General features: G+C 61.9%; 15 protein-coding genes. 7 read left to right on the forward strand and 8 right to left on the reverse strand.

Features of this window, described 5'->3' with window-relative positions:
* Positions 1 to 26: 26 nt before the first annotated feature.
* Positions 27 to 1,931: a heparinase II/III family protein gene (locus PLJ71_00090; GenBank protein ID HQM47048.1), complete on the reverse strand. Its 1,905-nt coding sequence runs from the start codon at positions 1,929 to 1,931 to the stop codon at positions 27 to 29.
* Between the two features lie 276 nt (positions 1,932 to 2,207).
* On the opposite strand from PLJ71_00090, the gene PLJ71_00095 reads away from it, so the two are divergent.
* A complete protein-coding gene (locus PLJ71_00095; protein ID HQM47049.1) occupies positions 2,208 to 2,897 on the forward strand; it encodes a carbohydrate-binding family 9-like protein in 690 nt (229 codons plus the stop codon).
* Positions 2,898 to 3,003: 106 nt separating this feature from the next.
* On the opposite strand, the gene PLJ71_00100 is transcribed toward PLJ71_00095, so the two are convergent.
* Positions 3,004 to 3,216, reverse strand: coding sequence for a hypothetical protein (locus PLJ71_00100; protein HQM47050.1), 213 nt, complete (start codon positions 3,214 to 3,216; stop codon positions 3,004 to 3,006).
* Between the two features lie 88 nt (positions 3,217 to 3,304).
* Here PLJ71_00100 and PLJ71_00105 point away from each other — a divergent pair, with 88 nt between their 5' ends.
* Together PLJ71_00105 and PLJ71_00110 are read left to right on the forward strand one after the other, a co-directional pair.
* Entirely contained in the window at positions 3,305 to 3,718 is a 414-nt protein-coding gene (locus PLJ71_00105) for a MazG nucleotide pyrophosphohydrolase domain-containing protein (GenBank protein HQM47051.1), read from the forward strand.
* A gap of 157 nt (positions 3,719 to 3,875) precedes the next feature.
* Positions 3,876 to 5,906 (forward strand): hypothetical protein, encoded by a 2,031-nt coding sequence (locus PLJ71_00110; protein ID HQM47052.1) that lies wholly within the window; start codon positions 3,876 to 3,878, stop codon positions 5,904 to 5,906.
* Between the two features lie 43 nt (positions 5,907 to 5,949).
* Here the strand turns inward: PLJ71_00110 and PLJ71_00115 are convergent, their stop codons facing one another.
* Positions 5,950 to 6,843, reverse strand: coding sequence for a dihydrodipicolinate synthase family protein (locus PLJ71_00115; protein ID HQM47053.1), 894 nt, complete (start codon positions 6,841 to 6,843; stop codon positions 5,950 to 5,952).
* 31 nt (positions 6,844 to 6,874) lie between these two features.
* Entirely contained in the window at positions 6,875 to 8,260 is a 1,386-nt protein-coding gene (locus PLJ71_00120; protein HQM47054.1) for an NDP-sugar synthase, read from the reverse strand.
* A gap of 90 nt (positions 8,261 to 8,350) precedes the next feature.
* Between PLJ71_00120 and PLJ71_00125 the strand changes: the two genes are divergently transcribed.
* From PLJ71_00125 to PLJ71_00135, 3 genes are read left to right on the forward strand one after another with little or no spacing between them, the layout of a single operon-like run.
* On the forward strand, positions 8,351 to 9,769 hold the full coding sequence (locus PLJ71_00125) for a hypothetical protein (protein ID HQM47055.1): 1,419 nt from the start codon (positions 8,351 to 8,353) through the stop codon (positions 9,767 to 9,769).
* Positions 9,766 to 10,665: a class II fructose-bisphosphate aldolase gene (locus PLJ71_00130; protein HQM47056.1), complete on the forward strand. Its 900-nt coding sequence runs from the start codon at positions 9,766 to 9,768 to the stop codon at positions 10,663 to 10,665. The genes PLJ71_00125 and PLJ71_00130 overlap by 4 nt, the downstream gene beginning before the upstream one ends.
* A gap of 41 nt (positions 10,666 to 10,706) precedes the next feature.
* Positions 10,707 to 12,212, forward strand: a complete 1,506-nt coding sequence (locus PLJ71_00135) for an FGGY family carbohydrate kinase (GenBank protein ID HQM47057.1) — start codon at positions 10,707 to 10,709, stop codon at positions 12,210 to 12,212.
* A gap of 43 nt (positions 12,213 to 12,255) precedes the next feature.
* Here the strand turns inward: PLJ71_00135 and PLJ71_00140 are convergent, their stop codons facing one another.
* The gene (locus PLJ71_00140) at positions 12,256 to 12,918 is read right to left on the reverse strand and encodes a GDSL-type esterase/lipase family protein (GenBank protein ID HQM47058.1); all 663 of its coding nucleotides are present in this window, start codon (positions 12,916 to 12,918) and stop codon (positions 12,256 to 12,258) included.
* A gap of 136 nt (positions 12,919 to 13,054) precedes the next feature.
* Between PLJ71_00140 and PLJ71_00145 the strand changes: the two genes are divergently transcribed.
* Positions 13,055 to 13,561 carry a hypothetical protein gene (locus tag PLJ71_00145; GenBank protein HQM47059.1) on the forward strand — a complete coding sequence of 169 codons (507 nt, stop codon included), beginning with the start codon at positions 13,055 to 13,057 and terminating at the stop codon, positions 13,559 to 13,561.
* Here PLJ71_00145 and queG read toward each other — a convergent pair.
* The 3 genes from queG to PLJ71_00160 are packed head-to-tail and all read right to left on the reverse strand — an operon-like array spanning position 13,558 to position 17,630.
* Positions 13,558 to 14,496: a tRNA epoxyqueuosine(34) reductase QueG gene (gene queG / locus PLJ71_00150; protein HQM47060.1), complete on the reverse strand. Its 939-nt coding sequence runs from the start codon at positions 14,494 to 14,496 to the stop codon at positions 13,558 to 13,560. The two genes, PLJ71_00145 and queG, sit on opposite strands and share 4 nt — an antisense overlap.
* A 16-nt stretch (positions 14,497 to 14,512) precedes the next feature.
* Entirely contained in the window at positions 14,513 to 15,241 is a 729-nt protein-coding gene (locus PLJ71_00155) for an SIS domain-containing protein (GenBank protein ID HQM47061.1), read from the reverse strand.
* Positions 15,242 to 15,278: 37 nt separating this feature from the next.
* Complete coding sequence (locus PLJ71_00160; GenBank protein ID HQM47062.1) at positions 15,279 to 17,630, reverse strand: glycoside hydrolase family 2; 2,352 nt, start codon at positions 17,628 to 17,630, stop codon at positions 15,279 to 15,281.
* Positions 17,631 to 17,733 lie beyond the last annotated feature (103 nt).

Below are 17,733 nucleotides of genomic sequence, written 5' to 3' on the forward strand. Positions count from 1 at the left end.
TTGCCGCGGTTTTACGTCCGAAAGCCTTACCATTTCTCCAAGGGCGCCACTACTGGCGCGCCGTCCGGGGCCTCGCCCGATTTCACAAAGACCGCCAGGGTTTCGGTTGAGGCCGCGCCAACTTCACACTTAAACCCGATCATTCGGGTATTCGGGTTCTTGGCGTCGTAGTCATGAGGCGGGTTTTCTGTCTCGTAAATCTCGAGTTTGGCGCTTTCCGGAGACAACACTCGCAGCGACAGGGTGCGTCCGTCCTGCTCGAGAATCGCCGTGGCGTTATCCGAAATCGTCGCTTTTGCTCCAGTGACCATGCCCCAGCGGATGGAAGCGCTCTTTTCGAGCGAACGCACTTCGTCTTGTACCAGGACCGATTTTCCGATGAGCCGCACGCCGCGCCTGGCTTCGGCAAGCTGCCCTTCGTACGCAGGAGTCATGTCGACGATGGTATGCGGCGCATTCCCGTCGTCCGAAAATGCGATGATGGGCGCATAGCTTTTGACCAACTGCGGCTGGCCGTCAACGACAAGCGTGTTGTGGCTGAGATTGTTCAGCCGGAACACCGTCCACCGCTCACTGTTCTGGTTCATGTTCCAGAGATTGATTCCTATGGATTCCAGGCCGTGATAGTCCTGGCCACCCAAATCGAGGGCCCACCGTACGCCGTCCATGTCCAGCACGAACGAACCGGTATCCATGTGCCCGTGGTTGGTGCTGGGCGAACCGCCTTTGATGGCTACGTACGTGGCGGTCTCTTCCCAGGCGTTGCGGTGCATGGCTACGGGTGTAGGACCATCGCCATGCCAATGAAGCTGCCGGGGTGCGTGCAGCTCTCCAATGGCCTGAGCCCATATCAACAGAAAAGGCAGCATCCTTTCTCCGGATCCATCGGCATGGGGCGTCATGTTCGAGAAATCCTGTAATTCTCTCTTTTCTCGCCACAACATGTCCGGCTCCCGCCGCCGTTGCGCGAGCCAATGCATTGCCGGGGCGATGCCGCCCCGTGGGCCGCAATCCGAGAAATTGAAAAAGAGCCCTGTGGGTCCGGTCGCGTGAAGATAGAACTCGGGCGTTTTCAGGAAACCGGAAGCCGATGCCAGACCGAAATCGGTGTCCAACACCGATTCCAGCGCCGAAATCAGAATGATGTTGTACGTGGTGCCGTATTCCCAGTAGCTCGGCCCTTCGGGATACACGCCGTCCGGTTCGTACTCGTGCATGGCGAACGGCACGTTGACCACCGCACGTGCGATCACCTGGCGCGCCAGGTCCGGCTCGTCCTTGAGCACGGCCAGTGCCCCCGTCACCAGCCCCCCGTGGCATACCTGGTTCCAGTTGTTGGTGGTCTTGATCCACCCCCCGCTGCCTTTCATCGACGTGTTTAGTCCTTTGTCGACAATAGCAGTCTTTATGGCTGTTCGCGCGCCGGGCGCCAGACCGTTGTACAGCCAGTCGTAGCCGATGGCCAACGCGGCGGTCATCTCGGCCACATCAAGGAAATGGCCCGGATTCCAGTCCTCGAACGCCGCGGCCGCCAGCATCTCCTCCTCGGCGCGCCGAAGATAGGCCTCGTTTTTTGTCATTCGATAGGCAAAGGCCAGGTATGAAACGCGCTGCAGGCATGTGCGGGACACACCCAGCAGACGCCGGCCGACTACCTCTCGTTTCACGGGTGGCGCCGCCAGAATTGCATCCGCGCTGCCCTGCAGATAGCCATACGCCGCGTCGAGCAACGGGTCGGACTCGATCTTGGCCCTCAACCCTGCTTCCTCGGCCTCGGTGAAGAACAACCGCGGGTGCCTTGGTGCGGCGATTTCTACGAGCTTGTGCAACTCCTCCTCCATGGATGCCGACGGCGCCTGCGCCGCCGCCACGGAGCACAGGACCGCCAGTCCAGTGGTCAAGCAGCTTGTACGGCCCCAGAGACTGTTCATGATGAAATCCACCTATGTCGCGATTACGATTGGTTTCGGCACGCCCGCGCCCATCTGATGCGCGTCATTCAGGATTCTATAGGGCATATGCCCGTGGGGCAAGCCCGCCCACCGGCGCGTGCCAGGAGCCACGCCGGTGTCGTGCAGCGCGCGTGCCCCGGCCGGTTCGGGAGAATCGGTCCGGCCTGCCGCCCTTGCCTCGCAGGCGCTGTCCCCGGATGGTCCGCGCCGCCTCCTCCCGCTATAATGCCGTTGCCAGAACGACAAGGGGGTACCATGAGCCAGGCGCCGGAGTACACGATTCAACGCGCATCCGCCAAACCTGCGTTCGACGGAGCGTGGGACGGTCCGCTATGGGGCGGCGTGCCGGCGGTATCCATTGCCCGGTTTCATCCCGTGAGCAGCGCTCATCGCCCGGTGACCCATGCCAAGGTGCTGTATGATGCCGCCGCGCTGTACGCCATGTTCCGCGTCGACGATCGCTACGTTCGGGCGACACGCGAGGACCTGAACGCGCGGGTGTGTAACGACGCCTGCGTCGAGTTCTTCTTTGAACCAAAGCCCGGCGCCGGCTATTTCAATTTCGAGATGAACTGTCTGGGCACGTTGTACGCCAGTTACGTCGAGGATCCCACGCGCACGCCCGAAGGCCTGGGAAAGGCAACGAAACTCCTCAACCGCCAAGCGGGCATGATGCAGGTCTATCACTCAGTGCCCGGGGTTATCTTTCCCGAACGCCGGGAACCGTTGACCTGGGCCGTCGAGTACTCCATTCCCCTGGCGGTACTCGAAGAGTTTGTCGGCGCCATCGGCGACCCGGCCGGCCAGACGTGGCGCGGGAACTTCTACAAGTGCGCCGAAGACAATTCGCATCCCCACTGGGCGTCATGGGCACCCATCGGCGAAAAGCTCAATTTTCACGTGCCCGAGTCCTTCGCGCTGCTTCACTTCGCGGGGCAGGCCTGATATCCCTCGCGCGTGGTCAGAAATGAAACGCCCGCGAATGCGGTCGCGGGCGTGTCGAAAGGGGGATTTATACTGAACCGCACCCTCCTTGGTGCGTCATGCCGCATCAGCACGAAGGGGTTGCCCCGAGCCTGTTGAAGAGGTCCAGCGCCGTGCACACACCATTGATACTGGCGCGCTCGTTGAACATCGCAACGTTCGTCTCGAGCAAGCATTCAGGACAATAGCCGTGAGTCACCGGACCCTTAACCGCGGCAGGTTGCGGCAGCCAACGCCCGCTCATTCGAACGCGGTTGCATTTACAGCATTGAACCGTCATGCTATGCCTCCTTGTATGCCGTCTATCGGCCGATTAAGCCGCAAACTTCATCAGGTATTTCGAGATTAAGGAAGGAATTCCAAGCGCTATGTATCCCCACTGGCGGAAAAGGCCCGAGACCGAGAACGACTGGTTTGAAGCCCTCGTCAATCTCGCCCGGCATTTGCGCGGTCCGGACGGGTGCCCCTGGGACCGCGAACATACGGCTGCCCAGTTTTCGGCGGACGCGACCGAGGAAGCGGGTGAGCTTCTTGATGCCTTTGCAAACGGCGAGAACGCCGAGGTCGAAGAGGAGTGGGGGGACGTATTCTTCGTGCTTCTCGCCGCTGCTGCCGCCGCCGAGGCCGAGGGACGCTTCACCTTGCGTGAGGCGATGGAAAAAGCACACAACAAGATGATCCGCCGTCATGAACACGTCTTTGGCGACACGAAGGCCTCCAGTCCCGAAGACGCCGTCAACCGCTGGAACCAGATAAAAGCCCGCGAGCGCAACGGCGAGTAGTGCTCGACGACGCAAGCCGGCGCTTCTTGCTGTCTCTCCCGTTGGGAATAACCCCCTGAGCGTTGTTGCGGAAGGCAATGGATTGGGATAGACTCAGCTGCACGCGGTCAGCAAACCAGCACACAGAGCAAGAACTGAAATCACAAAGGAGCATTTCATGTCACTGGAAAAAGCGACGCAAGGTCGAAATCGGGGTTTTGCTTCCTGGCACGGCATACCGCTGCTTATCGCCGCGCTCGCGCTTGCCGCCGCTTCGGGTGCGTGGGCAGGAGAAGCGGATTCCAGACCGTCCGACATGAGTCCCGCCGTCATTGCTCCGGACCTGCCGATGGGCGAGCCGCTGCGCGACGACCTCGACCAATACGGCGGCTGGCTGGGCCTCAAAGGAGAACGCACGGGGTTTTTTCATGTGCAGAAACTGGGGAACCGCTGGTGGTTCATCACCCCGGAAGGCAATGCCTACTTTATGCTCCAAATGGGATGGACCGGCATCGAGGACGTGCCGCGCATCAAATCCTGGGGGTTTAACGCCGCCGAAGAAGATAACGGCATGCCCTACGCCAAGAACCTCGACTTCTTCCGCATGGACACACCGCCGTATCCCGTGGCGAAGTTGCCCGGGCTTCCGCCGTGGGTGACCTTTCCCGACGTATTCCACCCCGACTGGCCAAAACAGTGCGCCGAACGGGCCGAGCAAGTGCTTGGTCCCATCAAAGACGATCCCTTGCTGCTCGGATACTACATGGTCAATGAAATGTGCCTGGACGGATGGTACGAGGCCGTCACGCACACCGAGAAAGACGCTCCCTCGCGCGCAGCGTTCATCGAAGTCGCGCGCGCATACTACGCGGATAAGCCCGATGACCTCGCGAAAGATTGGCAGGCCTACGGGGTCACCTCGATCGATGACCTCGCGAATGTCGAGGGAGAGCCCCCGTCCGTGCCGGGTCTCAAAGACGCATGGGTCGCCGCGCTTGCGGAGCGGGCCTTCTCGGTGGCGGCCAACGCGGCCCGCGCCGTCGACCCAAACCATCTCAACCTCGGCATCCGGATGATCAATGCGCCGTTGCCCGAGCCGGGTATTCTGGCGGCCATGAGCAAATACTGCGATGTGATCAGCATGAACCTGTACAGCATGTTCTCGGACCGGCTGCCTGTACAGTTGTTTACCCTCGTACCAGCGATTCACGCCTTCACGGGCCGTCCCACCATGACCACCGAATTCTCGTTTCGCGCGGGCGACACGCTCCACCCCAATACCATGGGGGCGCTGCCGGCCGTAAAGACCCAGGCCGACCGCGCTGTCGGGTATCTGTCCTACGTTGCGGCCACGGCATCGATCCCGAGCCATATTGGTGTGTCCTGGTACAAGTATCCGGATGACGGCCTCGAGAAACCCTGGAACCAATATGCCGAAGACTGCAATTTCGGCGTTATAGACCCGGCACGGCGGCCCTATGCGGTGCTTACCGAGACCATGCGCGCGGTCAATGCCGTAATTTACGAGCTTGCGGCGGACCCCGTGCGCAACGAAAAGCTCCCCCTGTTCTGGCGCACGGAACTGATGCGCTGGGACCTGGCGGTGGACGAAGTGGTGCTCGGCCGCCTCGCGCGCACCGGTAAGCCGTTCGAGGATCCCATGGCGCAGCAGCTTCTCGAACCGCGCCGCTATCACCAGGACTACTGGGTGCACCACGAGAGCCCCAGCCTGACCGTTAACGACGGCCGTTTCGTCGGCTGGTGCCAGGCGAACATGATTAGGAAAGACGATGAGGCAACGACGCTGACTTTGCTCAACGTGCTGGCCTACACGACCTTTCCGCGCGAATTGTGGCTCGGCGCCGCCTGCGCCAGCCCCGAGGAGGCCATCGTCCTCGAGTCGAACGCGCAGTTCCTGTCGCGCCGTGTCACGCCCGACGGACGGGTGCTGCGCCTCACCATGGCCGACGGGAGTTACATCCGCACCGACTACGATCGGTCTGAGCTGCGCGTAGACCGCCGCGTCCCGTATCTTGACCTTCGTTTCGATTACGCTGTCCGGGAGGTGACGATAACGGTACGCGGCAGCGCCACCCGCCTGGGCGTAGCCGGAGCGGAGGGCTGGAACGCCACCTGTAACGGCAAGTCCCTGGCGGCGGAAAACATATCCACCGACGGACCGCTGACCGTGTTCAGCCTGACGCCCTGACAACCCCGGGGCTTCCGGACTGTGTTCCGCGGACGTCAGGGATTCAGATCAGCCCCGCGGCTGCCAAGGCCTTGGCGAACTCGCGCTTCTCTTTCGGCGAGAGTTCGCGCTGGGGCATGCGCACATAGCCGGCGTCGAATCCGCGCAGGCGAACGCCCTCTTTATAGTAAGCGACCATTGCGCCGTACCGGAGGAGCTTTGCCGCAGCGCTCAGCTTCTGCTGGTGCTTCCACGCGCTTGCGAGGTCGCCCTTCTTCACGTTCTTGATAATCGCCAGGAACAGCTCAGGCACGACATTCGCCGCGCTGGCAACACACCCCTGGGCGCCGGTCACCAACGCCTGATAGCTGTAGTTATCAACGCCGTTGATCACCACGAAGCCTTTCGGGGCGTGGGCAAGCAGCTCGCCCATATGCACGAAATCGCCGCTGCTATCCTTGACACCGCGCAGGTTCTCGACCTTCTGGGCAAGGTCGACGATGAATCCCGCGGAAAGCGCGTTACGCGCGCAGGCAGGCAGGTTATAGAACATGATGGGGAACCCCTTGGCCGCCTGCGCCACCGCTTTGTAATGCATTGCCAGAGAAAGGTTGTCGTAGCCATAGAACCCCGGCGCGACAATGCCTGCGGCCTTCGCCCCCGCCTGCGCCGCATGGCAGGTCAGCTCGATGGTGCTCGCGGTATCCAGACAGCCGGTGTGCGCGATCACGTCCACCCGCTTGCCGACCGCCTTCACGACCAACTCGAGCAGTTTCTTGCGTTCATCGAGCGTCATCAGCATCCCTTCGCCCGTCGTTCCCGCGACGAAGAGCCCGTTTACGCCTCTGTCGGCCAAAAAACCGGCCAGGCCGGCCGCCTTGTCATAATCTACCTGCTTCCCGCCCTTCGTGAACGGGGTCAACAACGCGGGAATAACGCCACCTTGAATAAACGGCATAGCCGCCTCCTGTTTCCCGGCCGGGCTCAATCTACCAGCCGTATCGTTCGGGTCCCCAAGATTTCAATACATGTTCCTGTTTGGGCAGCAACAGCGTCCGCTCGGGCACGTCCTCGTACACGATGGCGCCAGCGCCCACACATGAGTAATACCCCACCTTCACGCCGGGCATGAACATCACGTTGACCCCCGTCCGCGAGTAGTCGCCGATGATGGTCATATCTCCGAATCGCGGGTCGGGCACTTCCTTGTGCCCCTTGTTTATCTGCTCTTTCGTGCCGTTGTCGAAGCGCAACGTGCCGCATACAGTGGCGGCGCCGATGTCGACGTTGTTGCCCAGAAGCGCCGTGATGCAGCAGTAGTGATAAAGATATACCACGTCAAACATCACGCCCTCGAACTCCGCATCGTGTTTCACCAGCGATTTCGAGCCGATCACGGCGTAATCGTTGACCACGCAATAGTCGCGAATAAACGTGCCATTGCCAACGCAGACCCCGCTGCCCACGATGGCGCCGTTGACGACCTGCGTGTTGTCGCCCAGAATCACCGAACCGCCGATGTGACAACCCTTTCCAATGCGCGACCCGTCACCGAGGATGAACTTCGCATCGTTCGGAATCTCCGCGCTGTCGTCGATATACGCGCCCTTGCCCAGAACCGTGTTCTCGATGGCATCCGTCGCATGCTTCGCCGCGGCGCGATTGGCCTGCGCAATCTGCCACGCGCGGTCAACGTCGATCACAAAGTCGCGCGCCTCGCACGCATGCACCTCGATGCCGTCTTGAACCATCAGGCCGAAACTGTGCGCCACGTCGCCCTCGGGAGGCGGCATCGCGCCGATCTCGACACTCGTCATCATGCCCGGGTTGCGCAGGAGATATGTCTTCAGCGTCTCCGTGCGCGCGGCCGCAATCCCGCCGAACCGGGGATGCGCGCGGTCGCCATGACCGGTCACTTCTTCCACAAGGCCGTCTTTGCCCGTGCGGACCGTTATCCAGTGCGGAACTTCCGGGGGACAGGGCGTAACCAGCAGCATCGCGCGGGCTTTCCGCTTCCGGTACTCGTCCAGGAACCGCTGCAGCGTTTCCCGCGTCGTCACAATGTCGCCGTAACAGACCAGCGTGTCCTCGCCCGTCAGGTTGTCGATGCCGCACAGGGCGGCATCCGCCGGACCTTTCTGGGCGCGCTGTTCCGCGAACCGCACCTGAGGCAGGTCGCCCAGGCATGCGCGAACGGCCTCTGCGCGGTTACCGATTACCACAACGACCTCCCGCAGGTCAAGAGCGAGCAGGTCAAGGACCAGCCGCCGCACCATCGGAACGTTGATAACCGGCACCGTGCACTTCTGCCGAATCCCGCAGAATGGCCACGCGCCCTTGCCCTCGCCCGCCGCCACGACCAGCGCAGATCTCATATCGGTTTCTCCTCCCTGGAAGGCTTGCGTTCCGAGCAGTATACTAGCCTGCGGCAGGGCTGGCAACGCAAGAACAGGAAGGAAGTTGTCATGAAACACAAAAAGACGACATTCGCGCTCTTTTTTGGGAATCGGGGCTTTTTCCCGGCCGAACTCATGAGACAGGCGCGCATGGAACTCCCGCGCGTACTCACCGGGCTGGGTTACGATTACCTCATGATGGACGAGAGCGCCACGCCGCACGGGGCGGTCACGACAGCCCGGGAAGGCGAGATCTACGCTGAGTTTCTCAACGAGAACCGCGGCAAGTACCAGGGAGTCATCCTGTCTCTGCCCAATTTCGGAGACGAAACCGGCGCCGTCGCATCGCTCCGCAAAGCCGATGTGCCGATCCTGATACAGGCGTATCCGGACGACCTCGATAAGATGGCCCCCGCCGTACGGAGGGATTCCTTCTGCGGAAAGTTCTCCGTCATGGACGTGTTTTACCAGTACGGCGTCAAATTCACGGCGCTGAAGCCGCACACAGTGAATCCCGCCAGCAAACGCTTCAAGCAAAACCTGGACTATTTCGCCGCCTTGTGCCGCGTGGTATCCGGCCTGCGCGGGATGACGGTCGGCGCCATCGGAGCGCGTACCACGGCGTTCAAGACCGTCCGCATCGACGAGGTGGCCCTCCAACGCTACGGCATTACCATGGAGACCATCGATCTCAGTCACGTCTTCTTCCGGATGAAGGGCATCAAGAAGGACGCCGCCTACAAGGAAACACTGAACCGCCTGGAAGGGTTGACCTCGTGGAAAGGGATTTCCGACGAGGTGAAAGACAACATCGTCCGGCTGGGACTTGTCATTGACCAGTTGGTCGAGGAGTACGCGCTGGACGCCTTCGCGTTGCGCTGCTGGATCGAGCTTCAGGAACAGCTTGGCATCTCTCCGTGCATCCTGATGGGCGACTTCAACCAGCGGGGCATCCCCGCGGCGTGCGAGGTCGACGTCGGCAACGCGGTCGCAATGTATGCGCTGCAATCAGCTTCACAAGCGCCGGCCATGTGTCTGGACTGGAACAACAACTACGGCGACGATGACGATAGATGCATCCTCTTTCACTGCGGGCCCGTTCCACCGTCGCTGATGAAAGGCAAGGGGAGAATCTGCGACCACGCCATCCTCGCCAATTCCGTCGGCAAAGGGCGCGGCTATGGCTGTAACGCGGGCCTGATCGCCCCCGGAAAGTTCACCTTCGCCAGCATGATGACCCACGAAGGGAAGCCGCGCTTCTACCTCGGGCAGGGTGAGTTTACCAAGGACCCCATTCCCAAGGATTACTTCGGATGCGCCGGTGTCGCCCGAATTGACAAGCTGCAGGACGTCTTGCTTCACGTGGGCAAGAACGGCCACCGCCACCACCTGAGCGCCACTCCCGGCCGGTTCGCCGCTCCCGTCGCCGAAGCCCTCGAATACTATCTGGGCATGAGCGCAGCCCTCCCGCAGGGAGCATGTGAATGAGCGATACCGCGGCAATCGTCCGGCGCGCCTTCGAACAGGGGCTGGTTGTCCCCGCCTTCAATGTTCCGTATTTGCCGATGGTCGAGCCGGTGGTGCGGGCCGTGGCCGACTGCGAGAGTTTCGGCCTCATCGAAACCGCCCGCCTCGAGTGGTACAAGTTCGAAGGGAAAGGCCTCGGGCCGGTCAAACACGAATACGACAAATGGGCCCGGCCCGAAGTGCGCCTCCACCTCGATCACGTCCCTGTTATCGATGAAGATGACCAACGCGTGGACTACCGCGCCATCATCGGGGAAGCCCTCTCGTTGGGATATGAGTCGGTCATGGTCGATGGTTCACGCCTCTCCCTCGACGAGAATATCGAGGTGACGCGTGAGGCCGCCCGGCTCGCGCACGCCGTGGCCGTGCCCTGCGAAGCCGAATTGGGCGCGGTGCTCGGGCACGAAGCCGGGCCGCCCCCGCCGTACGAGGAGGTCTTTGCCTCAGGACGCGGATTCACTGACGTGGAAGAGGCCCGGGGCTTCGTCCGCGAATCCGGCTGCGATTGGCTCTCGGTCGCCGTGGGCAACGTGCACGGCGCCATCTCGGGCGTGCTGCGCGACCGGAAAAAGGTCGAAGCCCGCCTGAACCTCGAACATCTGGACGCCCTGCGCGAGGCCACAAACGTTCCCCTGGTGTTGCACGGCGGGTCCGGCGTGCTCCGCGAATACGTCCTCGAGGGCATCAAACGCGGCATAGCCAAGGTCAATATCGGCACCGAGATTCGCCAGGCTTACGAACAGGCATGGCGCGAACACAACAGCATCCAGGCTGGTCAGGAAGCAACCTACAAGCGTACGTGCTGGATTATTCGCGACTATTTCGGCATTCAGGGAACACGCCACAAGCTCCTCTGACCGCCCCGCGAAACCAAGCTGAGACGAAGGGGGGAGAACCCGTGAGTTTTCTGGGTATCGACGTCGGTACGACCGGATGTAAGACCTGCGCTTTCAGCCAGGACGGGACGCTGCTCGCTTCGGCCTACCGCGAGTACGATTACAGCGTCCCCCGACCGGGATGGGCCGAGTTGGACGCACGGGCGGTCTGGCACGAGATCAAAGACTGCATCGCCCAGGTCAGCGCTGCCTGTGCCCGAGATCCGATCTCGGCGCTTGCTGTCTCTTCCCTGGGTGAGGCCACGGTGCCCGTGTCGCGCGAGCGCGAAATCCTGGGACCCTCCCTCCTGAATTTCGACGAGCGCGGCGCGGAATTCCTCGACGAACTCGCAGCCCGTCTGGACGACGGCCGCCTGTACCGTATCAACGGAAACACCCTCGGAAACCATTATGGCCTGACCAAGCTGTTGTGGCGCCAGGCGCATCAACCCGAGCTATGGAATCGCACCCACAAGTTTCTTCTTTGGGGCGGATTCGTTTCCTATATGCTTGGGGCCGAGGCCTTCACCGACTACTCGCTGGCAAACCGTACGCTCCTATTCGATGTGAACGCGCAGGCCTGGTCGGACGAACTCCTCGCGTGGGCAGGCATCGACCCATCGAAACTGCCCGATACCGTCCCCTCTGGCACAGTGATTGGCCGCGTATCGGCGTCTATTGGCCATGAGCTTGGGCTGTCCCCCAGCGTGGCAATCGTTACGGGCGCCCACGACCAATGCAGCAACGCGGTTGGGGCGGGCGTCCTCGGCCCGGGAGACGCCCTGTTGGGCATGGGCACGTTCTTGTGCGCGGCTCCCGTCTTCGAACGGCGCCGTGAACCGGAGGCTATGCTTCCCCACGGCCTGAATACGGAGCATCACGCCGTTCCCGGCCGTTTCATAACCTTTATTTACAACCAGGGCGGCAGCCTTTTGAAATGGTACCGCGACACCTTTGCTGCTCCCGAGCACCGCGCCGCCCAGGAAGCCGGCGAGAGCGTATATCCGCGCCTCCTGGCGGAGATGCCCGACGGTCCTGCCAACGTGACCGTGTTGCCCCACTTCACAACGACAGGCCCGCCCGAGTTCGTCTCCGGCTCGAGCGGCGTCATGGCCGGGCTGCGCCTCGAAACCAAACGCGGCGAGATCCTGCGGGGAATCCTCGAGGGAACCGTCTTCTATCTCCGGGAGTGTCTCGAACGCGCCCACAGTGCGGGCATCGATGTGACGCGGTTCTCCGCGGTCGGCGGCGGAAGCAAATCCGAGACATGGCTGCAGATGACGGCGGATATCCTCAAGACTCCGCTCGTGCGGCCCAAACAGACCGAAGCGGGAGCCCTTGGCGCGGCCATGCTCGCCGCTGTCGGCACAAGTGCTTTTGCGTCGCTCGAGGAGGCCGTCGAGGCCATGGTTACACCCGGCCGGGCCTTCGAACCTCTACCCGAAGTCTCGGAACGATACGAGAGCCATTTTGAACGGTACAAGATGCTGTGGCCGCTCATGAGGGAGTATCTCCAAGGACGGCCTTGAACCCCGCTATCCCTGCCGCCGTCGCGCACGGCGGGACGAGTGTTTACGGCGCCTCGTTTGCGCGTCGGACCTCGTCCGCCGCCTCCAGAAGAGGCGCCGCGGCTTCAGCGATGCGTTCTGCCATGACCGCGTAGCCCTGGTCGTTGGGGTGGATCTGGTCGGACATCAGACGCGGCTTTCCAAAGATACCCTTCAGGATCTCGGGCACAAACACCGCTCCGTGACGTTCCGCAACAGCCTCGAAGCCATCATAGTAAGGGTCCGAGAGCACTCCCGCTTTGAGATGTATCAGTATGACCATGGACCGTGCCGCAACGCACTGCGCCACAATGCGCTCCACGTTCTCGACCGTCTTTTCCCGGGGTATCTGTTGCAGGAAGTCGTTTCCGCCCACGAGAACGATGACCAGACGCGGGGACCGCGACAAGACATCCTCCTTCAACCGCGCCAAAGCATCCCCGCTCGTGTCGCCCTCGATGCCCGCATTCACTACGCGCTCTCCCAGGAGCCGGGACAAGTGTTCCGGATAGCTGTTTCCGGGCGTGGCCCCGTAACCGCTGGTAAGGCTGTCCCCCAGACATACAATACCCTGATTCGGGGTGTCCAGGTTCGCCGCGTGCTTGTAAGAACTCCCGCACCCGCAAACCAGCGCCGACACACCCAGTGCGATCGCCTTGACCAATCCAGATGTCCTGAACCTGCGCATGTCCCATATCCGACAGAGTTGTCTTTTGGGCAGTATATTACTAAGATGAAGGGTATGAGGGAATCATGCCCGAAGGCGCCGGCGCCGCCATGCAAGCCGCGGGCGTTTTCGGGGTACAAACGGACGGGCACGGGTTATGTCAAGAGTGACTCACGCCAAACAGGAACGTATCGTTGAGGCTGTGCGGCTCGGGCTCGAAGGGGATGCCGCCGTCGAATTTGTACGCGAAAGCGGTTTCGCCATGACATCCGCGGGGATAGCGCGCCATCTGCGCAGCATGGGAGGGCGCGGACACGTTCAGGAGCTCATCGAGAATGACCTGAGCAATATCGAGATCCTGCAGCACTGTTTTCCCCAGGAAGACTTGGGCCACCTTCATGAGGCGCCCCCCAGCCAGCCCGAACTGTTCGACGCCGACGAACACACCCCGGCAGTCCCGCCGCCCGATCTCATGACTCCGGCCGGCATGTTCGAAACGCGCAAGATCGCTCTCCGGCTGCCGTCCGACCTCTATGAAGCCATCCGGCTCGCGGCTCGCGCTGAAAACACCAGCAAGAATCAGCTCATCGTCGATATCCTGAGCTCGGCACTCGCGCAAATGCCGAAACTACCCCCCGAGACGGACGAACAACAGACTTCCTAGCCGTTATCCCGCTCGTTGCGGCGCGCGATGCGAGCGTTGCGCCTCAAGCCCGCGAGTTTCGCACGCATGATCGGAGTGCCCGCGAATTCCTCTCGAAACCCCTCCTCATCCATCTCCTCGAACAGTTCCAATGGCGGACAAGCATGGCCCTGCCGGGGATGAAAATCCGTCTCGCTCGTTGCCGGAACGCCTCCGTTCCAGGGGCAGGCCTCCTGGCAGATGTCGCATCCGAACACCCAATCGCCGAAATGACGCTGCAACTCCTTGGGGACCTCGCCGTGATTTTCGATCGTGTGATAGGAAATGCACCGGCGCGAGTCCACTACATGCGGCGCCACGATGGCGCCCGTGGGGCAGGCGTCGATACAGCGCGTGCACGTGCCGCACAAGTCTTGCGCCGGTGCGTCGGCCGCCGCTTCGAGCGTGGTCAGGATGACCCCCAGGAAGAACCACGACCCTAAATCCTGCCGCAACACGAGGCTGTTCTTGCCAAGCCAGCCCAGACCCGCCCGCGCCGCCCAGAATTTCTCGAGCACGGGGCCGCTGTCAATGCAACAGTACGTATCCACATGCTCGTCCAGGGATTCGATGTGGGCGGCCAGCGCGCGCAGGGGCCTTCTCAGCACGCGGTGGTAGTCGCGGCCCCAGGCGTAGCGCGATATCCGGCCCGTCCCGGGTTCCGCGAGGGGACGGGGCGAATTGTAGTTGCGCGCCACCACGACTACCGAACGCGACCCCGGGAGCCTCTTCAGCACGTCCTGGCGAATGGCCTTCGTGCGGACCATCCAATCCATGTCCGCGTGGAACCCTTGTGCGAGCCACCGGCCGAGCAGGTCCTCGGGATCGATAGTTGTCACGGCCGCTACCGCGCACGCATCAAAACCCAATTCAGCGGCGCGCGTCTTGATCGAGGCGCTGTGGCGTCTGGTGTTCAAGATGCCCCCCGTATACCTATCGAAGGTTGACGCGGTCGCCGTACTGTTCAATAAGCCTCGCGTTCCACTCGTCGCCCCCCGGAAGATTGGCCGTCTTGAAAACAGGCGGCTCTTTGCCCGCGTTCGCGTACGCGCAGCACACGAGGTAAACGATTTGTTCCATTATGGCGATGCCCACAAGACTCGATGTCGCCGCCGTCATCAGCTCCAAGCCGGGAACCTGCAACGCCGCGTCGCCCGCCGTGCCGCAATTGTCGATGACCACGTCGCAGACCTCGTACAGCTTCTTGCTCTGGCCCGCGCCCAGCTTTGCCGCCTTGGATTGGTTCAGCGACGTGATGGCCACGGTCTTCAATCCCTTCTCTCTGGCATAGAGCGCCATTTCTACCGGAACCGCGTTCTTACCGCTGTTGGACACGATGGCCAGCACTTCTCCGGAACGCGTATCCGCCTTGTCGAGCACGACCCGTGCGAGACCGGGCATGCGCTCGAGCCTGGTGCTGGTCGCCGGCCCTTCGTGCTGCATCAGCGCCGGAAACAGGATCGCGTTAACCGGCGCCAACCCTCCCGCGCGGTAATACACTTCTTCTCCGAGGAAATGAGAGTGCCCTGTCCCAAAAACGTGCCAGACCCCTCCATTCATAAGACTCTCAGCAACCATGCCCGCGGCCTTCCGGATGGATTCCGCTTGCGTCTGCTCCACTTTGTCGAGCAATTCGCGGCCTACCTGAAAAAACTCGAGCATAAGACCTCCTCCCTTCGCAGACGGCGCCTGTCCCGGGCTATTGTCCCACGTTGTCCGGCTCGAAAGGCACGGGCAACGCGGCAATGCGTTTCAGCCATGCCCGGTACTCCGATAACGTGAATGGGGGCGCCCCCGAAATATAGTGATTTCCAAACGCCTGGCCGCCGCTTTCCCAACGGATAAGATACAACCGCCGGTCGCTCGCGTACGTGCGCAGGCGGCCCACCTGCCAGTTCTGCGAAGCGGGCACCGTCATTTCGCCCGCGCACAGGGCCTCCCCCTCGGCGCTGGACACCTCAAACCGCACAACGGCGTCCTGCAAGGTGTCGTTTGCCGCAATGACGGGCAGGTACTTGTCGTTGCCGGGTTCGCCCATCATCACGCACACCGGCCGCTGCACCCGCCGGATATACCAGTACGCCAGCTTCCTTCCGAAATAATAGTCAACGACCGCGTCGGAGAACTGCGGCCATCCGTCAAGCACGTTCCACCACAGGATGCCGCTCGTCCGCCATTTGCGCTGTCGCGTGGACTCGATAAAATACTTCTTGGCCTCCGCCTGCACGATTTGGCTGGCGAGCACAAATTCCTCGAGTGTACCGGGTATTTCACCGAAATACTCGCGGATCTGGTTCGCCATGAGCTTAATGCGATTGCGGTCCGCGGCGTTGTGGCGCAGGTGCGAGACGTCATGGACGCGCCACTGAGGGTTGTTTTCCCAGGGCCACAGCGCATCTTCAAAGATAAAACGCCGAATCGAGCCGGCGTTCGGGCAGCCGTGGTATCCGATCTCCCCGATGAAACCGGCGGTGTGCTGCGTGTAATACGGACTCTTGAAATACCCGCGAGGCCCCCACAGGTGCTGCTCGGCAAGCTCGCGTCTGGCGTCCGGCGCGCGGTACGGAGAACTCGGCACGTAATGGCGGCCGGGATCGCACCCGTGCACCACCCTTGGGAGGACCTCTCGCGAAATCCGGTTGTGTTCCGGCGACAAGCCGTCCGACGCATAACACTCGTCGATCTCGTTGTCGCCGCACCACAAAGCCAGCGACGGATGGTTGCGCAACCGCCTGACAACGGTCTCCGCCTCATCGCGCACCCGTTCAAGAAAGGCGTCGTCCTGCGGATACCGGCAACACGCGAACACAAAGTCCTGCCAGACCAATATGCCTTTCTCGTCGCAGAGGTCGAAAAAGGCATGGTCTTCGTACACGTTGCCGCCCCAGCAGCGAATCATGTTGCATCCAAGATCTTCCGCCAGGGCGATGGCCTCGGGCAGGCGGCCGGCGTCCCGGCTGTGGAACGCGTCCAAGGGGACCCAATTCGTGCCGCGCACCATGATGGGCTCATTATTAACGCGAAACACGAAATGGCCGTCCGGATCGGGCGGCTCGTCGTACCGGCACACGGTCGGCCCCCTGGATCCCAGCGGGTGGGGGACCCCGGCGCTGGCAGTGCGGTCGACGGCAACGGTGCGGACGCCAACGCGCTCCGTTCTCTCAGCGAGCGTCTCGCCAGCGCACGTCAGGCGTGCCGTGACGCGGTACAGATTGGCGTCTCCATAGCCGTTGGGCCACCAGAGGCGCGCGCCGGGCACAGGGATACGGCAGGCGTCCGCCGCGAACTCCAGCGGCCATGAATACTCGAAACGATGGCCGCCACAAACTCCTTCAAAATGCACCGTGTAGCCCATGAGGTCCAGAGCCGGAGACCGAACCTCAAACATCGCCGCCAGCACCGCGCCCTGCTCATTTATCTCGAGGGTCCGGTAATAGATCTGCTCGAATCCATGAGCGGCACGGGGTTCAAGGCGCACGTCGCGCCAGATGCCGGCCGATACTGCCCGGGGCATGATGTCCCAGCCCCACATATGCGGTGCTTTGCGCACGTGCAGCCCTTCCATGCGGTGTTCCCAGCTCAGCATCGACGCCTCGTACCGGCGCCGGCGCGCGTGGACCATCGCCGGCTCGATACGCACGTGCAGCTGGTTCCGTCCCGGCCGCAGCGCCCCGCCGGTAGCGAAACGGTGGGGGATAAGCATGTTGTCGCTCCGGCCAACCTCCACTCCGTTCAACCAGACCGTGGCGTAGGTGTCGAGGCCGTCGAAGACAAGATCCCAATCGTCGCAGGCCGCAGTGCTCTCAAACTCGAACTCCCGCGCATACCACCATTCGCAGGTCTCCAACGGGCGCAACAACCGGATGTTCTCCCCAAAAAACGGGTCGAGCAGCTTGCCCGCACGGCGCAAGTCCAATTCAACGTTGCCAGGAACCGTCGCGGGCACGGTTGTCGCTGCGCATCCGGGCAACTCTCCGGGATGTTTCGGCGCATTGGCCGACGTCTTAAGACAGGTGAGCGTCCAAGGTCCGTTCAGTGACATACTTTTCATGAGTCTTGCCGCATCCTTCGAGGGCGAGGTTCACAATAGTCCCTAGCATAGTGTTTTGACCGGATGGCAGATCAAGTTTCTTGACTGGGGCGCCGATTTCGCC

The sequence above is a fragment of the Candidatus Hydrogenedentota bacterium genome (genome assembly GCA_035416745.1).
In the GTDB taxonomy this organism is placed as follows: domain Bacteria; phylum Hydrogenedentota; class Hydrogenedentia; order Hydrogenedentales; family SLHB01; genus UBA2224.

Coding starts and splice junctions, on each gene's coding strand:
- PLJ71_00115 (HQM47053.1), bottom strand. CDS start 6,843: ATGCCGTTTATTCAAGGTGGCGTTATTCCCGCGTTGTTGACCCCGTTC.
- PLJ71_00140 (HQM47058.1), bottom strand. CDS start 12,918: ATGCGCAGGTTCAGGACATCTGGATTGGTCAAGGCGATCGCACTGGGT.
- PLJ71_00145 (HQM47059.1), top strand. CDS start 13,055: ATGTCAAGAGTGACTCACGCCAAACAGGAACGTATCGTTGAGGCTGTG.
- PLJ71_00100 (HQM47050.1), bottom strand. CDS start 3,216: ATGACGGTTCAATGCTGTAAATGCAACCGCGTTCGAATGAGCGGGCGT.
- PLJ71_00130 (HQM47056.1), top strand. CDS start 9,766: ATGAGCGATACCGCGGCAATCGTCCGGCGCGCCTTCGAACAGGGGCTG.
- PLJ71_00120 (HQM47054.1), bottom strand. CDS start 8,260: ATGAGATCTGCGCTGGTCGTGGCGGCGGGCGAGGGCAAGGGCGCGTGG.
- PLJ71_00090 (HQM47048.1), bottom strand. CDS start 1,931: ATGAACAGTCTCTGGGGCCGTACAAGCTGCTTGACCACTGGACTGGCG.
- PLJ71_00095 (HQM47049.1), top strand. CDS start 2,208: ATGAGCCAGGCGCCGGAGTACACGATTCAACGCGCATCCGCCAAACCT.
- PLJ71_00110 (HQM47052.1), top strand. CDS start 3,876: ATGTCACTGGAAAAAGCGACGCAAGGTCGAAATCGGGGTTTTGCTTCC.
- PLJ71_00125 (HQM47055.1), top strand. CDS start 8,351: ATGAAACACAAAAAGACGACATTCGCGCTCTTTTTTGGGAATCGGGGC.
- PLJ71_00160 (HQM47062.1), bottom strand. CDS start 17,630: ATGAAAAGTATGTCACTGAACGGACCTTGGACGCTCACCTGTCTTAAG.
- PLJ71_00155 (HQM47061.1), bottom strand. CDS start 15,241: ATGCTCGAGTTTTTTCAGGTAGGCCGCGAATTGCTCGACAAAGTGGAG.
- PLJ71_00105 (HQM47051.1), top strand. CDS start 3,305: ATGTATCCCCACTGGCGGAAAAGGCCCGAGACCGAGAACGACTGGTTT.